General features: G+C 71.9%; 12 protein-coding genes. 4 read left to right on the forward strand and 8 right to left on the reverse strand.

The genetic code is table 11. The features are described from left to right. The first annotated feature begins 271 nt into the window (after positions 1–271). Positions 272–1,789: an aldehyde dehydrogenase gene (gene adh / locus BMY61_RS05505; RefSeq protein WP_042443727.1), complete on the forward strand. Its 1,518-nt coding sequence runs from the start codon at positions 272–274 to the stop codon at positions 1,787–1,789. Next, positions 1,789–2,199 (forward strand): DUF779 domain-containing protein, encoded by a 411-nt coding sequence (locus BMY61_RS05510; RefSeq protein WP_042443730.1) that lies wholly within the window; start codon positions 1,789–1,791, stop codon positions 2,197–2,199. Before adh ends, BMY61_RS05510 begins: the two co-directional genes overlap by 1 nt. 147 nt (positions 2,200–2,346) lie before the next feature. On the opposite strand, the gene BMY61_RS05515 is transcribed toward BMY61_RS05510, so the two are convergent. From BMY61_RS05515 to BMY61_RS05545, 7 genes are read right to left on the reverse strand one after another with little or no spacing between them, the layout of a single operon-like run. After that, entirely contained in the window at positions 2,347–3,225 is an 879-nt protein-coding gene (locus tag BMY61_RS05515) for a UbiA family prenyltransferase (protein ID WP_042443733.1), read from the reverse strand. Continuing rightward, positions 3,222–4,490 (reverse strand): cytochrome P450, encoded by a 1,269-nt coding sequence (locus BMY61_RS05520; protein ID WP_052438410.1) that lies wholly within the window; start codon positions 4,488–4,490, stop codon positions 3,222–3,224. The genes BMY61_RS05515 and BMY61_RS05520 overlap by 4 nt, the downstream gene beginning before the upstream one ends. Then, positions 4,487–4,882: a nuclear transport factor 2 family protein gene (locus BMY61_RS05525; protein WP_042443736.1), complete on the reverse strand. Its 396-nt coding sequence runs from the start codon at positions 4,880–4,882 to the stop codon at positions 4,487–4,489. Before BMY61_RS05525 ends, BMY61_RS05520 begins: the two co-directional genes overlap by 4 nt. Continuing rightward, positions 4,879–5,964, reverse strand: coding sequence for a ketoacyl-ACP synthase III family protein (locus BMY61_RS05530; RefSeq protein ID WP_042443738.1), 1,086 nt, complete (start codon positions 5,962–5,964; stop codon positions 4,879–4,881). Before BMY61_RS05530 ends, BMY61_RS05525 begins: the two co-directional genes overlap by 4 nt. Positions 5,965–5,966: 2 nt before the next feature. Beyond that, positions 5,967–8,702, reverse strand: coding sequence for a PEP/pyruvate-binding domain-containing protein (locus tag BMY61_RS05535; RefSeq protein ID WP_042443741.1), 2,736 nt, complete (start codon positions 8,700–8,702; stop codon positions 5,967–5,969). Between the two features lie 3 nt (positions 8,703–8,705). Continuing rightward, entirely contained in the window at positions 8,706–9,347 is a 642-nt protein-coding gene (locus tag BMY61_RS05540; RefSeq protein ID WP_042443744.1) for a methyltransferase family protein, read from the reverse strand. Further along, positions 9,344–10,198 carry an AfsA-related hotdog domain-containing protein gene (locus BMY61_RS05545; RefSeq protein ID WP_201777530.1) on the reverse strand — a complete coding sequence of 285 codons (855 nt, stop codon included), beginning with the start codon at positions 10,196–10,198 and terminating at the stop codon, positions 9,344–9,346. Before BMY61_RS05545 ends, BMY61_RS05540 begins: the two co-directional genes overlap by 4 nt. A gap of 441 nt (positions 10,199–10,639) precedes the next feature. Here BMY61_RS05545 and BMY61_RS05550 point away from each other — a divergent pair, with 441 nt between their 5' ends. Beyond that, positions 10,640–11,482 (forward strand): NAD(P)H-binding protein, encoded by an 843-nt coding sequence (locus BMY61_RS05550; protein ID WP_042443747.1) that lies wholly within the window; start codon positions 10,640–10,642, stop codon positions 11,480–11,482. Between the two features lie 268 nt (positions 11,483–11,750). Here BMY61_RS05550 and BMY61_RS05555 read toward each other — a convergent pair whose 3' ends face one another. After that, positions 11,751–13,127, reverse strand: a complete 1,377-nt coding sequence (locus tag BMY61_RS05555) for a helix-turn-helix domain-containing protein (protein WP_236655891.1) — start codon at positions 13,125–13,127, stop codon at positions 11,751–11,753. A 540-nt stretch (positions 13,128–13,667) separates the two neighbouring features. Between BMY61_RS05555 and BMY61_RS05560 the strand changes: the two genes are divergently transcribed. Then, complete coding sequence (locus tag BMY61_RS05560; RefSeq protein ID WP_042443749.1) at positions 13,668–16,298, forward strand: SpoIIE family protein phosphatase; 2,631 nt, start codon at positions 13,668–13,670, stop codon at positions 16,296–16,298. The last annotated feature ends 33 nt before the right edge of the window (positions 16,299–16,331 follow it).

Raw genomic sequence — 16,331 nt, forward strand, 5'->3', positions numbered from 1 at the left:
TCGGCCACCGTGTCGGCTTCCAACGCGTGCGCCTACAGGCGCCTACAGGCGGCCGTAGAACCGTCCGAGCCCGGACCCTGCCCCGGTACCGCGCCTCGATTCCCTGCCGGCCGCCGCCAGGACGGGCGCTCCCCGCTGACCCCTCCGGGTGGCCCGTTGACCGTCGCCCGGCTCCGTTCCGATCCCGTGACCGCCGTGACGCCAACCTTTCGCCAACCTTCGGCGGCAAGAGTGGGCGGCAACCCACTCACGCTCGACGAGGAGCGCGCACATGGTCTATGCCCAGCCCGGGACCGAGGGCAGCATCTTCGGATTCAAGCCCCGCTACGACAACTTCATCGGCGGCGACTGGGTCGCCCCCGCCGAGGGCCGCTACTTCGACAACCCCACCCCCATCACCGGCGAGACCTTCACCCAGGTCGCCCGCTCCACCGCGCCCGACATCGAGCGCGCCCTCGACGCCGCCCACGCCGCCGCCGACGCTTGGGGCCGCACCTCCCCCACCCAGCGCGCCACCGTGCTCATGCGCATCGCCGACCGCATCGAGCAGCACCTCGAAGTCCTGGCGCTGACCGAGACCTGGGAGAACGGCAAGCCCGTCCGCGAGACCCTCGCCGCCGACATCCCGCTGGCCGTTGACCACTTCCGCTACTTCGCGAGCATGATCCGCGCCCAGGAGGGCGCGATCTCCCAGATCGACGAGGACACCGTCGCCTACCACTTCCACGAGCCCCTCGGCGTCGTCGGACAGATCATCCCCTGGAACTTCCCCATCCTGATGGCCGCCTGGAAGCTCGCCCCGGCGATCGCCGCAGGCAACTGCGTCGTCATCAAGCCCGCCGAGCAGACCCCCGTCAGCATCCTCGTCGTCATGGAGCTCATCGCCGACCTGCTGCCGCCCGGCGTCGTCAACATCGTCAACGGCTTCGGCGTCGAGGCCGGCAAGCCGCTCGCGTCCAGCTCCCGCGTCGCCAAGGTCGCCTTCACCGGCGAGACCACCACCGGGCGCCTGATCATGCAGTACGCGTCGGAGAACATCATCCCCGTCACGCTGGAGCTCGGCGGCAAGAGCCCCAACATCTTCCTGCCCGACGTCACCGCCCACGACGACGCCTACCTCGACAAGGCCGTCGAGGGCTTCGTGATGTTCGCCCTCAACCAGGGCGAGGTCTGCACCTGCCCCTCCCGCGCCCTGATCCACTCCTCCATCTACGAGGAGTTCAAGGCCCGCTGCATCGAACGCACCCAGGCCATCGTCGGCGGCGACCCCCTCGACCCCGCCACCATGATCGGCGCCCAGGCCAGCAACGACCAGTACGAGAAGATCCTCTCCTACCTCGACATCGGCATCAAGGAAGGCGCCCAGGTCCTCACCGGCGGCGGCCCCCGCAAGGTCGCCGGCCTCGAGGGCGGCTACTACATCGAGCCCACCATCTTCAAGGGCCGCAACGACATGCGGATCTTCCAGGAGGAGATCTTCGGCCCCGTCGTCTCCGTCGCCACCTTCGACACCGAGGACGAGGCCCTGCACCTGGCCAACGACACCCTCTACGGCCTCGGCGCCGGCGTCTGGACCCGCGACGGCAACACCGCCTACCGCTTCGGCCGCGCCATCAAGGCCGGCCGCGTCTGGACCAACTCGTACCACCTCTACCCCGCGCACGCCGCGTTCGGCGGGTACAAGAAGTCCGGCATCGGGCGCGAGAACCACAAGATGATGCTGGACCACTACCAGCAGACCAAGAACCTGCTCGTCAGCTACTCCGACCAGAAGCTCGGCTTCTTCTGATGGCAGATCCGACCCCCGTCCAGCGGGTCGAACTCACCGAGCCGGCCGCCGCACTCCTGCGGCGGCTGGCCGGCCGGCACGGCCCGCTGATGTTCCACCAGTCCGGCGGCTGCTGCGACGGCTCCGCGCCGATGTGCTACCCGCGGGGCGAGTTCCGGGTCGGCGGCAGCGACGTCCTGCTCGGGGTCGTGGACGACGACACGCCGTTCTGGATGAGCGCGGACCAGTTCGCCTACTGGCAGCACACCCACCTCACGGTGGACGTCGTCCCGGGCCGGGGCAGCGGCTTCTCCGTCGAAGCCCCCGAGGGCGTCCGCTTCCTCATCCGCTCACGGCTCCTGACGGACGCGGAACTCGCCCGCCTCGAGGACGGAACGCCGCTCGCGACCGGAGCCGACCTGGAGCTCTGAGGGTGGGCCGAACGGACCCGTCCGCACCGCCGATCGCGGTGCGGACGGGTCCGCCTGCTCTGCCTGGCTCACGCCAGGCGGGAGTCGACCCTCCGGACTCACAAACACGTGCCTGACCGGCGAAAACAGCGAACCGCGCCGGGAGTGCTAGTAGCTCAGGCTGAGCGCGAAGTAGCCGGTGAAGGTCAGCAATAGGTAGAGCGCCGGGGCGACGGGCGACCAGCGGGAAGTCCTCTTCCGCCAGAACCGCCAGCCGGCGAGGGCGGGCAGCACGAGGGGAAGGACCGCCAGTGGCACCAGCGCGGGAGTCGACCGCGCCCCGGTGACCAGGAGCACGGTGGAGAGAAGCGGCGCGACCAGGGCGATGCCGATCGTGCCGGAGAGGCCGAAGACGTCGACATAGCTGCGTTCTCCGGGTTCGCGGCGCCGAGTGATCTTCTTCGCCAGCTCCAGGTGGACCGAGGCAAGCACGACGATCACGACCGCCAGCACTCCGTGCCGACCCGGGTTGAGCGAGGTGGTGTTCAGGTAGCGGGCGTAGAGGTAGAGGTGCAGCAGCAACTGCGCCGGGAAGCCGACGGCCAGATTGAGCAGGAGCTTGTCCCCGGAGGGCCAGCGCCACCAGTGGTGGGCGGCGAGCACGAGCGCGCAGTAGGCGAGCTGCCCGCCGATCGCGACCAGGGCGACAGGGTTGCCCACGTTGAGTGCCAGGACCACCACGGACCCCACCGCGCACAGCGTGAGGACGTCGCGGATGCTCACCGCACCGCTCGCCAACGGCCGTCTCGGGCTGTGCCGTCGGTCGTAGTCGAGGTCCCGGATGTCGTCCACGGCGCGCATCATCAGCAGCGTGACCGTGAGCGTCAGCGCGGCGTCGGCGGTGCCGAGACCGGGTCGCCACGGCGGGCTGTGCGGCTGGACCGCGGCGAACAGCCCGGTGACGCCGAAGGCCCAGGCCAAGGCGAAGAGGACGGAAGGCAGCGGGGGGTAACTGCCGGCCACGAAGCGGGCCCAACGGCGCATCATGTCGCGTCCTCTCGTGCCCGCCAGCGCACCGGCAGGGCCCACACCCCGCGCATGAACATCTGGCGCCGCCAGTCGAGTTCCGTCTCGTCCACTGCGAGCTCGAGGCGGTCGAGGCGGCGCAGGATCGCGGCCAGGCCTTCCTGGAGCTCCACCCGGGCATGGGCGGCACCGAGACACATGTGCCGACCGGACCCGAGGCCCAGGTGGGGATTGGGCGTGCGGTCGGGGCGGAACTCGTCGGGATCGTCGAACACCCGCACGTCCCGGTTCGCCGCGTCGGTGAGCGGAATGACGACCTGTCCGGCATCGATGACCGTTCCGGCCAGCTCCACCGGCTCGAGCGTCACGTGCGGCTGGCCGCCGGTGCCGGCGAACCACACCCAGCGCAGCAACTCCTCGACCACGGTGGGGATCGCCGACGGGTCACGGCGGAGCGAGTCGGCCAGCCCCGGTGTGCGCAGCACCTGCAGCACGCACAACGCGAGGTGGGAGGCGGTGGTCTCGCCGCCCGCCATCATGATGCCGAAGCCGAAGACGACGATCTCCTCGTCGCTGAGCCGGCTCTCCTCGGGAGCGGTCAACAGCGAGGTCAGCAGGTCGTCGCCGGGCGCGCCGGCCTCGATCGCCTGCCGCCTCCGCGCCACCTGCTCGAAGAAGTAGGCGTACATCGTCTCGTGGGCGGAGTTGACCTCCTCGCCCGAGAAGCGGCCGGCGGACATCATGACGGTCACCCACGGCAGCAGTCGATCGAGGTCGGCGATCGGGACGCCGAGCATGTCGCAGATCACCCGATAGGGAAAAGGGGTGGTGAACTCGGCGATCAGGTCGGCCGTCCGACCGGCGGCCTCGAGTCGGTCGAGCAGTTCCTCGGCGATCTCGGCGATGCGGGGCCGGTCCTGCTCGGCCCGGCGGTGGGTGAACCGGAACTGGACCTCGCTGCGACGCCGCGAGTGCGTGGGTGCGTCGCTGGTGACCAGGGCGAGCGATGTCGACTTCCGGGCGAACAAGGTGCCGTTGACCCAGGCCTCGCGACTGAAGCGCGAGTCGGCCAGCACCGTCCTGACATCGGCGTGCCGGGTGACGAGCAGCGCTTTGCGACCACCGGCCATCTGCACCGGAACCAATGGCTCGTCGCGAAAGAGGTCCAGGTACTCGCGGTGCAGGCCGACGCCCGGCCGGTCGGCGAGTGGGAAGTGCGGGCACTCGGCCGCGGGGGCTTCGGCGACCGCGGATCCGGCGGGGCAGAGCTCGGTCTTGTCGGTCACGCGAACCATCCTTCGGCGGGCTCGCGCGCGGTGTCCGGAGCGCTGTGCCAGTACTCGTGGAAGCTCGTGCAGCGTCCGTCCTCGGCGAAGCGGAGCGCGAGGCAGCCCGCGGCGGTCCGGGGGGTGCCGGTGGCGGGGTCGTGCAGGATGCACCACCACTCGACGAAGGCGCGGTCACCGGAGGCGATCGGGGTGCCGAACCAGACGATCGGGTCCTTCTGGTTCGACAACGTCGTCGTCCAGTGCCCGGCGATCGCCTGTCGCCCGACATGGGGCGCGCCGTAGGGGCCTTGGTGGTACGAGGCCTCCTCGGTGAACAGCTCGGCGATCGCCTGTGGATCGCGGCCCTTCCACCGCTCCTCGAGCAGGTCGATCCACGTGTGGACGTTCACTTCGTCTCCTCGTACGGTTGCGGACTCCCGGTGGCCCAGGAGGGGAGGCAGGTGATCTCGATGACCGCGGCGGAGACGGACACGCCGACGCCGTTGTTGATCATCAGAATGTGGTCGCCCTCGGCGACCTGGCGCGTCTCCACCAGGTGGGTGAGCGCGGCGAGGTGGTCGTTGACCGACATATGGCCCACGTCGCGGCCGAATTCCAGCATCCCGCGGCCAGGATCGATGCCCATCGGCCCCAGCACGCTGCGGATGTACTCCTCTCCTCCGGACAGCACATGGGTGACTCGGACGATGTCGGCCGGGGTGAGTCCGGCCTCGGCGATCGTGCGCAGGCCGAGTTCGGTGCGGGTGTTGTGCAGGGCCTGCTTCGCCGCGGCGGCGGCGTCGGGGAACCGGCGGGTGAACTCCCTCAGCCGGCCGCTCAGGTCGATCGGTCCGTCGAGTGTGACGGCGGGCGGGAAGAGCGGGCCCGCGGGGCGGTTCATCTCCTCGAACTCGGGCAGGGACGTCGAGTTCATCGCCTTCACCCGGGCGAAGCCCTCCCGGCTGGACATGACCACCGCCGTGCCGGCGTCACCGAAGATCGAGCCCCGGTTGGTGTTCACTCCCGACTGGTAGCGCCAGCGATCCATCCGCGAGGTCCCGAAGTTGTCCGCCGCGGTGACCAGGGCCGCGACGCGGTCCGGCCCGGCGCTGAGGTAGCCGTGGGCGAGTTCCATGCCAGCCAGGGCACCGTTGCAGCCCTGACGGACCTCCATGGCCGGAACCGCGGTGCCCAGGGCGTGCCGCAGCACGTAGTGCTGCGGCGACCAGAGGTCCGGGCCCTGGTCGAAGGCGGAGGCGTGCAGCAGCAGCGCGACCTCGTCGGCGCGGTGGCCGGAGCGGGCCAGCGCCCGGCGGGCGGCGCCGACTGCCATCTCCGGCGCCGAGATGGCGCCGGCCACCGCCGCGCCGGTCCAGCCACTGTTCTTCCACTCGGTCTCGTCGTAGAGACCCATGGCGACCGCGCGATCCGCGGGAAACGGCTCGGGCAGATAGCTGGCGATCCCGGCCATGTACAGCTTGGCCACGCGCATGACTACTCCTTGGCTGTTTCGAGTTCGGCCTCGGACAGCAGCCGCACCGTTCCGGTGTCGCCGTCCATCTCCACCCACGCGCCGTCCGGGATGACCGTGAGGGCCCGGGGAACGGCGACCACCGTCGGGATGCCGAGCAGCCGACCGCTGATCGCCGTGTGCGAGATGAGGCTGCCGCGCTCGACAACAATGCCCTTGGCCGCCATCATCAGGGCCAGCCAGCCCGGATCGGTCTCCTTGGCGACGAGGATGCGGTCCGTGCAGGACTGCGGCGGGACGGAGGCGTCCCGCACGATCTTGGCGCGGGCGCGCACCCGGCCGCTGCTGGACGCCAGACCGCGCAGCGCGCCGTCTTCGGCCACATCCGGTGCGCGGTCGGGGTCATGACGTGACCTCAGCGCCTCGGGGACGGGAACGTCGGCAGGGACGGTGAAGTACGCGGGCGGCTCGGCCTTCTCCGCGCACCGGTCCAGCTCCGCCTTGCGTCGGGCCGCGACGGCGCGAAGGTCGGTCTCGGTCAGGGTCCCGTCGAACGCGCCCAGGACCTCCTCCACGTGCAGGTGCACCAGGTCCGCCGCCTCGTCGAGCATCCCCGCCGCGACCAGTCGGTCGCCCAACCGCCACAGCACCTCCCGGGAGATCCCGTACAGCTGGCTGCGGCAGAACCGGGTGTCCTCGCGCGCCTTGACCGAGAACCGCAACGACGCCAGCACGGCGCCCAGCACCGCCCGGGGCAGCGGGTTGGGGCATGCCTCGCGCAGCGCCTGCCGCGCCTCGGCCCTGGTGCGGGCCTCATCGGCCAGGTTGGCCTCGACCGTCAGGCCCTGGGTGATGAACGGCCGCAGCGTGGGCAGGATCATCCACGGTTCCTGGCGAGGTGTGAGCACTTCCAGCTTCAGATCGTGCAGGGCACGGTCGCCGTAGGTCGCCAGATGCTGCCCGAAGGCGGCGGCGACGTCCGCGCCGTACCGGCCGTCCGTGATCTCGGCCCAGACCTCGCGTTCCGGCCGCTCCAACACGGCGTCCCGCAACTCGGGCCGAGCGCCCACCAGTTCGGCCAAGGCGACGGCCGAGCGGACCGACGCGAGCGTGCGGTTGGGCTTGCCGCCGGCCAGCAGCCGCGGCAGCAGCGCGGCACCCCCCGGGACCCAGCGGTTCAGCAGCGCGTCGGTGCACGCGAGGGCGACGAGCGCGAAGTAGCTCGTCACCATCGTGACGCCCCACCGCTGCTCGGCCTCGGCCCACATGTGCCGGTAACGGGCGATCAGTTCGTCGGCCGAGCAGTGCTCCAGCGAGGCGCAGTCGGCTGCCAGGGCGTCCCACCAGCGCAGGAAGAGGCGCAGTTGCCGGGGCTGCCGGGCGTACATCCAGGCCAGCCGCGGGAGGGCGGGAAGTACGGTCGCCCACGGCCTGCGGTGCACCGGGCGGGGCACACCGGTCCGCTCGGTGAGCCCGAGCGAGCGTTCCCACACGGGTCGCATCATCGCGAAGCCGGGGATCTGGCCGTGCAGCGTGAACCACGCGTCCAACCGGTAGAACACCCTGCCGTCCAGGTAGCCGATCATGCGACTGAGGTGGTGCTGGTTCCGACGCAGGGAGCGCCCACTCACGCCGAGGCGCCGGTAGAAGTCGGTGAACCCCATCCGGTAGAAGACGCGGGCCTGGGAGTACGTCAGGGCGCTGGTCAGGCCGGGGAAGCTCTCGGTGAGGTTGTGGTTGGTCCAGGGCGTCTGCTCGACGGAGTCCTGCGCGCCTGAATCCTGCCCGCGGGTGCCCTCGGCGCCAGCGTCCGGGGCGCCGGCCACCACCACCGGCCTGGACTGCACCAGGTGGATCCCACCGTCCGCGGTGAGGACGCCCTCGACGTCCTGCGGGCCGCCGAAGATTTCCTCGGCCTTGGCGGCAAGGTCGCAGATCCGGTTCACCTCCGTGTCCGTGAGCACCGGCTCGTCCGCGAGTTCGGCGGGCACCGGGAGCGTGACCGGTCCGTCGCCGGGCCGAGCCGGGTCCAGTCCGACCATCACGGACTTGGAGACGGTGTCGAGCTCGATCGCACCGGTCGGGCCGTCCACGAAGAAGTGGTCGATGTCCGCCTTCTCCTGCACGATGCCTTCGCCGATGCCGTGTGCGGCGGCGATCAACCGCCGGTCGGCACCGCTGCGCGGGTCGCGGGTGAACACCACGAACGACCGCACACCCGGCACCATGCGTTGCACGCCGACGGCGACCCGGGCCGCCGTCGGATCCACGCCCCGGCGCACCCGGTAGAGCACGGCCTCGGGGTTGTACGCCGAGGCCCAGCAGTCCACGATCCGGGCGAGCACGGCGTCGCGGTCCACGTACAGGAAGCTGTCGGACAGGCCGGCGAACGGGTCGGCGGCGCCGTCCTCACCGGCGCCGTCCGCTGCCGCCGCCACGCAGGCCCGGACGGCGACGAGACCGACGCTGCCCGCCAACTCGTCGAATCCGGAGAGCACCTGCCGCTCCAACTCGGGTGGCACGCCGCCGGCGCGGATCCGGTCACGTGCCGCCGTCGCCCAGCCGACCAGTTCCTCACTGGTCGCCTCGGGCCCGGGGAAGGCGGCGGCGGTCTGCTCCGACGCCGGGAACGCCTCCGCGCTCACGCAGAAGAACCCGGGCACGGGCAGCCCGGCCTGGCTCATCACGTACTGCCGGGCGAACTTGTGTCCCACCGTGGCCGGATCGCCCGTGGCGGATCCGTTCAGAACGAGTTCCACGGTCTACCACACTCCCGGGATGAGGCGCGCCCGCCCGCTCGCGTAGTCGGGGTAGCCGTGAACGGCCCACAGAACCTGCTCCTCGACGAGGATCCGCCAGGTGACGCACGCGCACAGCGCGACGAACAGCAGCACACTCAGCGGGTTGAGGAAGAACGCGACGAATCCAGCATTGGCCAGCAGCATCCCGGTGTAGGCGGGGTGCCGCATGTACCGGTACGGGCCGGTGCTCACGATCGAGTGGTCCGAGTAGCGGACCACGTGGTGCGAGTAGAAGCGGCCCAGGGTGCGGATCGCCACCAGTCGGAGCGTGACCGCGCCGGCGACCACCGCCATCGGAGCGATCAGCCACGGCGACCACCGGTCCCACGGCAGCGGCCACAGCACCGCGGCCATGGCGGTGCCGGCACGGCTGAGCGCGTACGGCAGGAGGGTGCTGTTCTCGGCGGCCGTCTGCGAGGGATGCCGTACGGTGATCCGGGCCTCGGCCAGGATCCACAGGAGGTAGGCGAAAGCGAACACCGCCGCCATGAGGTGCGGTGACCCGCCGCCCTCGAGGAGCAGCAGTCCGATCGCGACGACGAACGCGGCGACCGTGACCGGCAGGAGGGCACGCAGCCCGAGCACGACAACACGTTGGTTCATCCGGCGCTCCTGTTCGCCCGGAGGCGTGCGTACGCCTCGGGTCGCATCACCGTGCTCGCGTAGATCAGCGAGCCGACCACCGAGCCCTTGTCGCCGACGCCGTCACCACCGGCGATCACGTCGAACCGGAACTTGGCCCGGTCGGCCGGAATGGGCGCCGTCTGCCAACGCAGCGTCAGCGGGAGCGAGCGGGGCATCCCGACCGGCAGGTCGAGGGTGACCCCGCACCACAGCATCTGAGTGTCCAGCGACCAGCCGCCCATGCGGTGCGGCAGCCAGGTGGACAACTGTCGGCCGGCTTCGACGACGGCTTCCGTCCGGTGGACGCCAGGACGTCGGCCGCTCAGCGCGTGGCCTTCGGCCGGGGACACCACGGCGGCGGTGACCTGGTCGTCGGCCACGACCGGATCGCCGATCATCACGTTCTCCGGGCGCATGCGGTGCACGAGTGACGCCTGTGCGGGCGGATGCCCGCTCCCTGCGAGGCGCTTCGGCCAGACGGGCTTGTCCGCCGACGAGAACGCGACCCAGCCGTCAGCGACGAGCGTGGACTCCTGGGCTATTCGGACGGTGCGCCGTTCGTCCTCGATCTGGCCCACGCACAGCTCCAGTTCCGGGCTGAGTTCGGCCATGGCGCGGAACGTCATCGCCGCCTTGACCCGACCCGCCGCGGGTATGTCGGCGCCGACCACGACCAAGTCCGCCATGGCACACACCAGTAGCATGCCGGGAACGTGGTCGAGCGGGTGGTCGAAGAAGAACGGATCGGTCTGGTCGACACTCAGGTCGGCCAGCCAGCCATCCCTGTCGTGCAGCGGCCGAACGGGGCCGAGTGGACTACGTTTGTCCACGTCCAGGATCCTGGACATCAGTGCCGCTTGCGTCATTGTTCTGGATACCTCGATTTCCTCGCATGTCGAGCCGACAGGGCGCGAAGCGCGTCCGGGGACGTGGAGCCGGCGGGCGTTGCGGCCCCCTGGCTTGCCGCAGTCGCAACTCCTGTGCGCACGCTGACCTGGGCTGCTCCGGTCTCCCTCGACGTGGCATTCCCGCCAGATGATTGAGTGCAAGAACCTTGATAAGGCTGCGTTTCTGATTTTCACTCAGGCCCAACTCGCGACATCCTTGAGCGAGTAGGCGCCCCGGCCCCTGCATTTCCGCCCAACCCCACGAGGTATGAGCCGGTGGCAGGTCTGCTTGTATGCGGGAGCAAGGACGTACCGTCAAGCATTCCTCGAGGAGCCATCGCTACCGTGCCCGCCGGATTCGCTCCGAGGACGGGAATATCTGCTGTGATTCTTCTGACGGGCGTCACCGGGACGGTGGGCCGCGAGGTGGCCCGGTTGCTGACGCCGACCCGACCGGTGCGGGTGCTCGCCAGGGACCCCGCGCGATTGAGCCTGCCGGGTCGCGACGTCGAGGTCGCCACGGCTGCGTACGCGGACCATGACGCGCTGCTCCGGGCTCTCGAGGGTGTCCGCACGGCGTTCCTGGTGACCAACGACCCCACCCAGCCGGACGACTCCAGATTCCTGGCGGCGGCGAAGGCGACCGGTGTGCGCCATGTGGTGAAGCTGTCCGCCTACGCCGTCGGCGAGGAGGACGCGGACGACCTGATCACCCGCTGGCAGCGGACCAACGAGGAACTGATCCGCCGGTCCGGCCTGGACTGGACGTTCCTTCGCCCGCGCGCCTTCATGTCGAACGCCCTCGCCTGGGCGCCGTCCATCCGCGCCGAGGGCGTCGTCCGGTCCCTGAACCTCTCAGCGGGGAACGCGTGTGTGAATCCGCACGACATCGCCGAGATCGCGGCGCGGGCCCTGACCGAGCCCGGCCACGCCGGCCGGATCTACCCCCTGACCGGCCCGGAGGCCGTCACTCCGGGCGAGCAGGCGGCCCACCTCGCTGCTGTCCTCCAACGCCCGATTCATGTGCAGGAACTGACTACGGCCCAGGCTGCTGCTCAGTGGTCGCGACGCTACCCGGCCCCGGTCGTGGAGGCTCTGCTGCAGAGTGCCGCACGCCAGGCCCGGGGGCTCAAGACGACGGTCGACCCGACCTACGAGCAGATCACCGGTCTGCGAGCGCGGCCGTTCCGAACCTGGGCGGCCGACCACGCCACGGCCTTCACCTGACGGATCGGAGAGCCGCGCCAGAACCGACCGGTCCGAAGACCGTGCGCCTCGGAGACGTTGTCAGTGGCGGCCCGTAGGCTGCTCGCCTCGGCTGCCCCGAGACTGCGGCCGTGGCTCCGCTCCCGTCGGAACGGAGTCACGGCCGTCCTGCCGATCCGTTGCACCGAAGCCCGGCGGCGGCATCGGAAGCCGCCGGCTCCCCTGGCACACCGCGGGCGCGGCCTCCCTTCCCCGGGGTACCCCGTCACGGGTGCGCCCGTGACAGGGCCTACGCCAGAGCCGTGCGGAGCCGGGCCGAGACGACGCCGCGGCGGGTGTCGTCGGGGGCGAGGAGCGCGAGGGCGTGGCGGTGGAGGGCGATGTCGTAGCGGGCGTGATGGCCGAAGGCCAGGGCGAGGCCCGGGTCCGGGGAGGCGAGGACCGCCTCGCGCAGGGCGACGTGGAGGTGCTCACGCCACTCCACCAGGCCCGGCGCCTCCGAGCGCGGGAGCAGAGGGCCCGCGTAGGCGGCGACGGCCGCCCCCGCGTCCCCACGTTCCAGCGCCGCGGCGACCAGCGCGGCGTCGCAGACCAGCGGGCGGGTCAGGGCGTAGCGGCGCGTCGCGATGCCGCCGCCCAGCGCGCGGCGCAGGTGGGAGACCTCTGCCTTGAACGTGGAGGGCGAGACGGGACGCTCCCCGTAGAGCGCGTCGTGCAGGCGCTCCGGGGTGAAGCCCTCCGGCTCCAGGGCCAGCAGCGTCAGGATCTCCAACTGGCGTGGTCGCAAGGGGATCTCCTGCGGCCCGCGCTCCAGCCGCGGGCCCTCCCCGAGCACGGTCAGGCGCAGCGCGTCCGAGGCCGGCGCCACGCCGCCCTCGCCGTGAGCCTGCCGTGCCCGGGGGCCGACCCGGACGCCCTCGGGCGCGGCGTCCTCCCGGAGCCGCTCCTCGATGCCGGCGGCGAGGAGGCGGACCGTGGAGAGGGCGAGCGGATGCGAGCGGTCCCAGGTGGTCGACAGGTCGAGCACCCCGAGCACCCGGCCGTCCGGGTGGTGGATCGGCGCGCAGTAGCAGACCCAGCCGTGCAGGGCGGAGAGGTAGTGCTCGGCGGAGAAGACCGTCGCGGCCTGACCCCGCAGCAGGGCCAGGGACAGGGCGTTGGTGCCCATCGCCTGCTCGTCCCAGCGGCCGCCCGGAGCGAAGTTCATCCGCTCCGCCGCCCGCCGCATGTGGGCGCCACCGCAGGTCCACAGGATGGTGCCCGTCTCGTCCGTGACCGCCGCCACGAATCCCGCGTCCTCGGTGATCCGGCGCAACTCGTCGGCCACCGCACCGACCGGGCGCCGCAGCTGCGACTCCGCCCAGCGCGAGCGGGCCGCGTCCGCGTCCGTGACAGGAGCCTCTCCGCAGGCCCGGTCCAGGCTGGCGCCGCTACGCGCCCACGACTCGACGACCTCCGCCCGCAGCGCCGCGCCACCCGGCTTGGGCCGCGAGGCTCGCGGCCGTCGCCGCGCGACGCCCCGACCGGCGTCCGTCTCGCCCCAGCTGACCCAGGCGTGCTCCAGCTCCCGCCGAAGCCGCCGCAATTGCGACGCGTCGGGCAGCCCCGTCGAACCGCCGGGCTGCGCCCCGGCGGGCTGCACACCCGCGTCCGTCGTCGTCCCCACGCCTCCATTTAGCTCGCCCCGGCCGCCCTCGACAAGAGCCCCCGCAGGAGGCGAGCGGGAGGCGCGCGGCTGAGACGGAGTCAGTATTCGCCTCCCGTCCATCTCTCGCACGCTTTCTGCCGGATCTCACTCCTTCGAGTGGTCGGACGGAGAAAGCCTTCCGGTTCGTGGGAGCGGGACTAGCGTCGGCAACGGAGTCGGGTGACGGCACGACTTCGGAGCACGAGGCAGCACACAGAACCGGCGCACGACGCAGCAGGAAGCAGCGGCAACACAGCAGGAACAGAGCAGGAACAGAGCAGGAACACAGCACGGCACGCACACGGCACGGCACGCACACGGCACGAGGGCCCGGCCCGGGTGGGACCGGGCGGGGAGGTTGCCGACATGGGGAGTTCGGCCGGCGCGGGCGCTCCGGGTGTGGCAGGGGCGGTCACCGGGGCATTGGCGGGGATCGCAGGGACGCGACCTCGACCGTGGGCCCCGTGGCACGAGGGCGACGGGGGATCGTCGCGGGCGCGCGAACGATTCTTCGAGGGCGTGCTCGGGCTCGTCGGGAGCGACGCGCCGTGGGGTGAGGCGCCAGGTGCGGTGCGGGCCGGGGTGCTCGCGTCGTGGGAACGGTGCCGCGCCCGGAGGCTGTCGGTCGACGGGACGGCCCTGCCCTACGACCCGGAGTTCGTCCAGGAGGAACGGCTGCTGGTGGCCTCGCTGCCGGTGCTGGACCGGCTGCACCGCCAACTGCTCGGCAGTCGGGTCAGCGTGCTGTTGACCGACGGGCGTGCCCGGGTGGTGGAGCGGCGGGCCGGCGAGCCCGACCTGAACCGCCACCTGGACGCGGTCCAGCTCGCCCCGGGGTTCGGGTGGGCGGACCACGAAGCAGGGACGAACGGCATCGGCACGGTCCTGGCCGAGGGCCGGGCCGCAGTGATCCTCGGCAGCGAGCACTTCTCCGAGGCTCACCGCGCCTTCGCCTGCGCGGGCGCGCCGATCCGGGACCCGTTCACCGGCACGATCCGGGGCGTCGTCGACCTGACGAGCCGACGACGCGACGCCCACCCGCTCATGGCCGCCCTCGCCCGAGAGGCGGCTCTGGCGGTCGAGCAGCGGCTGCTGGAGCAGTACTCCCTGGGCGAGCGCGCCCTGCACGACAGGGCGCTGCGTTCCCTCGGAGCAGTGGGCGCCGTCGGCGCGGGCCGGGGCGTTCACGGCCACCGCCGACGCCGCACCAGCTCCCCCGGCTGGACCGCGCCGGTCCAGCACACCTTAGGCAGCGGCGGCCAGGGTCCGGGCGACGCGGGCGGGAACAGCACCGCCGAGCGCGCACCCGAACTGTCGGGGCGGGCCCCGGTCGACCCTTTGCCGGGGCGCGCCTCTCTCGGCCCTCCGCCAGGGTCCGACCAGCACATCCCCGCATACCACCCCGTCGACCAGCACCCCTTCGCGCACGGGGATGCGGCGGGCCGAGTCGCCCTGGCCGCGCGCGACCGCCTCGCCCTGCTCTGGGAGGCCGGCGTGCGGATCGGGACCACGCTCGACGTCGCGCAGACGGCGGACGAGCTGGCCGACGTGGCGCTGCCGCACTTCGCCCAGTACGCGACCGTCGACCTGGCCGAGTGGGTGCCGGACGGCGCCGAGCCGCCCGCCGGCGATGCTCCGGCTCCGATACGCCGCAGCGCGACGCGGACACTCCGGCCGGGCGGGGCGCTGGTGCCGGTCGGCGCGCCCGTGGGCTACCAGGCCGGGTCGGCGCAGGGCCGGGCCCTGGTCGGCGGGCGCGCGGTGCTCGACGAGGAGCCCGAGCGGATGGTCCGGTCCGAACCGGGCCTGGAGCAGTACCGGATGGGCTCGGTGATCGCTGTGCCGCTGTCCGCCCGGGGCACGGTGCTCGGCGTGGCGTCGTTCTACCGCTCGCTCGACGCGGGCCCGTTCCGTGCGGACGACCTGACGCTTGCCGAGGAGCTCGGGCATCGGGCCGCCGTCTGCCTCGACAACGCGCGCCGCTACACCCGCGAGCACGCGCTCGCGCTGACCCTGCAGCGCAGCCTGTTGCCGCGGGCGCTGCCGGATCTGCCCGCGATCGAGGTGGCGCACCGGTACCTGCCGGCGCAGGAGGGCGTCGGCGGGGACTGGTTCGACGTCATCCCGCTCTCCGGCGCCCGTGTCGCGCTCGTCGTCGGGGACGTGGTCGGGCACGGCATCCACGCCGCCGCGACGATGGGCCGGCTACGCACGGCCGTGCGCAACTTCTCCGCGCTCGACCTGCCGCCCGAGGAGTTGCTCGGGCATCTCGACGCGCTCGTGGACGCGATGGACCAGGAGGAGGGCGAACTCGGCGGCATCGGCATCATCGGTGCGACCTGCCTCTACGTCATCTACGACCCCGTCACCCACCACTGCACGCTCGCCAGTGCTGGACACCCCTCTCCCGCGCTGCTGCTGCCGGACGGCTCGGTCGGCTTTCCCGAGGTACCGCCGGGGCCGCCGCTCGGACTGGGCAGCACGCCGTTCGAGGCGGTCGAGTTCGACCTGCCCGAGGGCAGCGAGATCGTCCTCTATACGGACGGCCTGATCGAGGACCGCGGCCAGGACATCGACGTGGGCCTCGCCCGCCTCGCCGAGGCGCTGGCGGCCGCGCGCCCGGGGCGCGACCGCAGGCCCGAGGCGCTGTGCCGGGCCGTCGTCTCGGCGCTGCTTCCGCAGCGGCCCCGCGACGACGTGGCGCTGCTGATCGCGCGGACGCGCGGAGTCAGCGAGGCGATGGTCGCCCGCTGGCCGGTGCCCATGGATCCGGCGGCGGTCTCGCGGCTGCGCACCCAGGTGGTCGCCCGACTCGACGTCTGGGGGTTGGGCGAGCTGGCCGGCACGGTGGAGCTGCTGGTCAGCGAGCTGGTCACGAACGCGATCCGGCATGCGTCCGGCCCGGTGGAGCTGCGGCTGCTGCGCGACCGCTCGTTGATCTGCGAGGTGGCGGACGGCAGCAGTGTCTCCCCCCGGATGCGCCGCGCACGCACGGAGGACGAGGGTGGTCGCGGGCTGTTCCTGGTGGCCCAGCTCGCCGAACGCTGGGGGACGCGCTTCACCAGCGGCGGCAAGGTGATCTGGGCGGAGCTCACGACGCGGAAGCGGTTCGCGGCGCTCGCCGCGCCACGACGCGAAGCCGCCGGGTGATCCGCTGCACCACCCGACCGGACGTAGGGTGAG

This window comes from Streptacidiphilus jiangxiensis, from assembly GCF_900109465.1.
GTDB classification, from domain to species: Bacteria; Actinomycetota; Actinomycetes; order Streptomycetales; family Streptomycetaceae; genus Streptacidiphilus; species Streptacidiphilus jiangxiensis.

What these genes read in the sequence shown, in the direction of transcription:
- adh (WP_042443727.1), top strand. Translation starts at nt 272, where the DNA reads ATGGTCTATGCCCAGCCCGGGACCGAGGGCAGCATCTTCGGATTCAAG.
- BMY61_RS05510 (WP_042443730.1), top strand. Translation starts at nt 1,789, where the DNA reads ATGGCAGATCCGACCCCCGTCCAGCGGGTCGAACTCACCGAGCCGGCC.
- BMY61_RS05515 (WP_042443733.1), bottom strand. Translation starts at nt 3,225, where the DNA reads ATGATGCGCCGTTGGGCCCGCTTCGTGGCCGGCAGTTACCCCCCGCTG.
- BMY61_RS05530 (WP_042443738.1), bottom strand. Translation starts at nt 5,964, where the DNA reads ATGCGCGTGGCCAAGCTGTACATGGCCGGGATCGCCAGCTATCTGCCC.
- BMY61_RS05540 (WP_042443744.1), bottom strand. Translation starts at nt 9,347, where the DNA reads ATGAACCAACGTGTTGTCGTGCTCGGGCTGCGTGCCCTCCTGCCGGTC.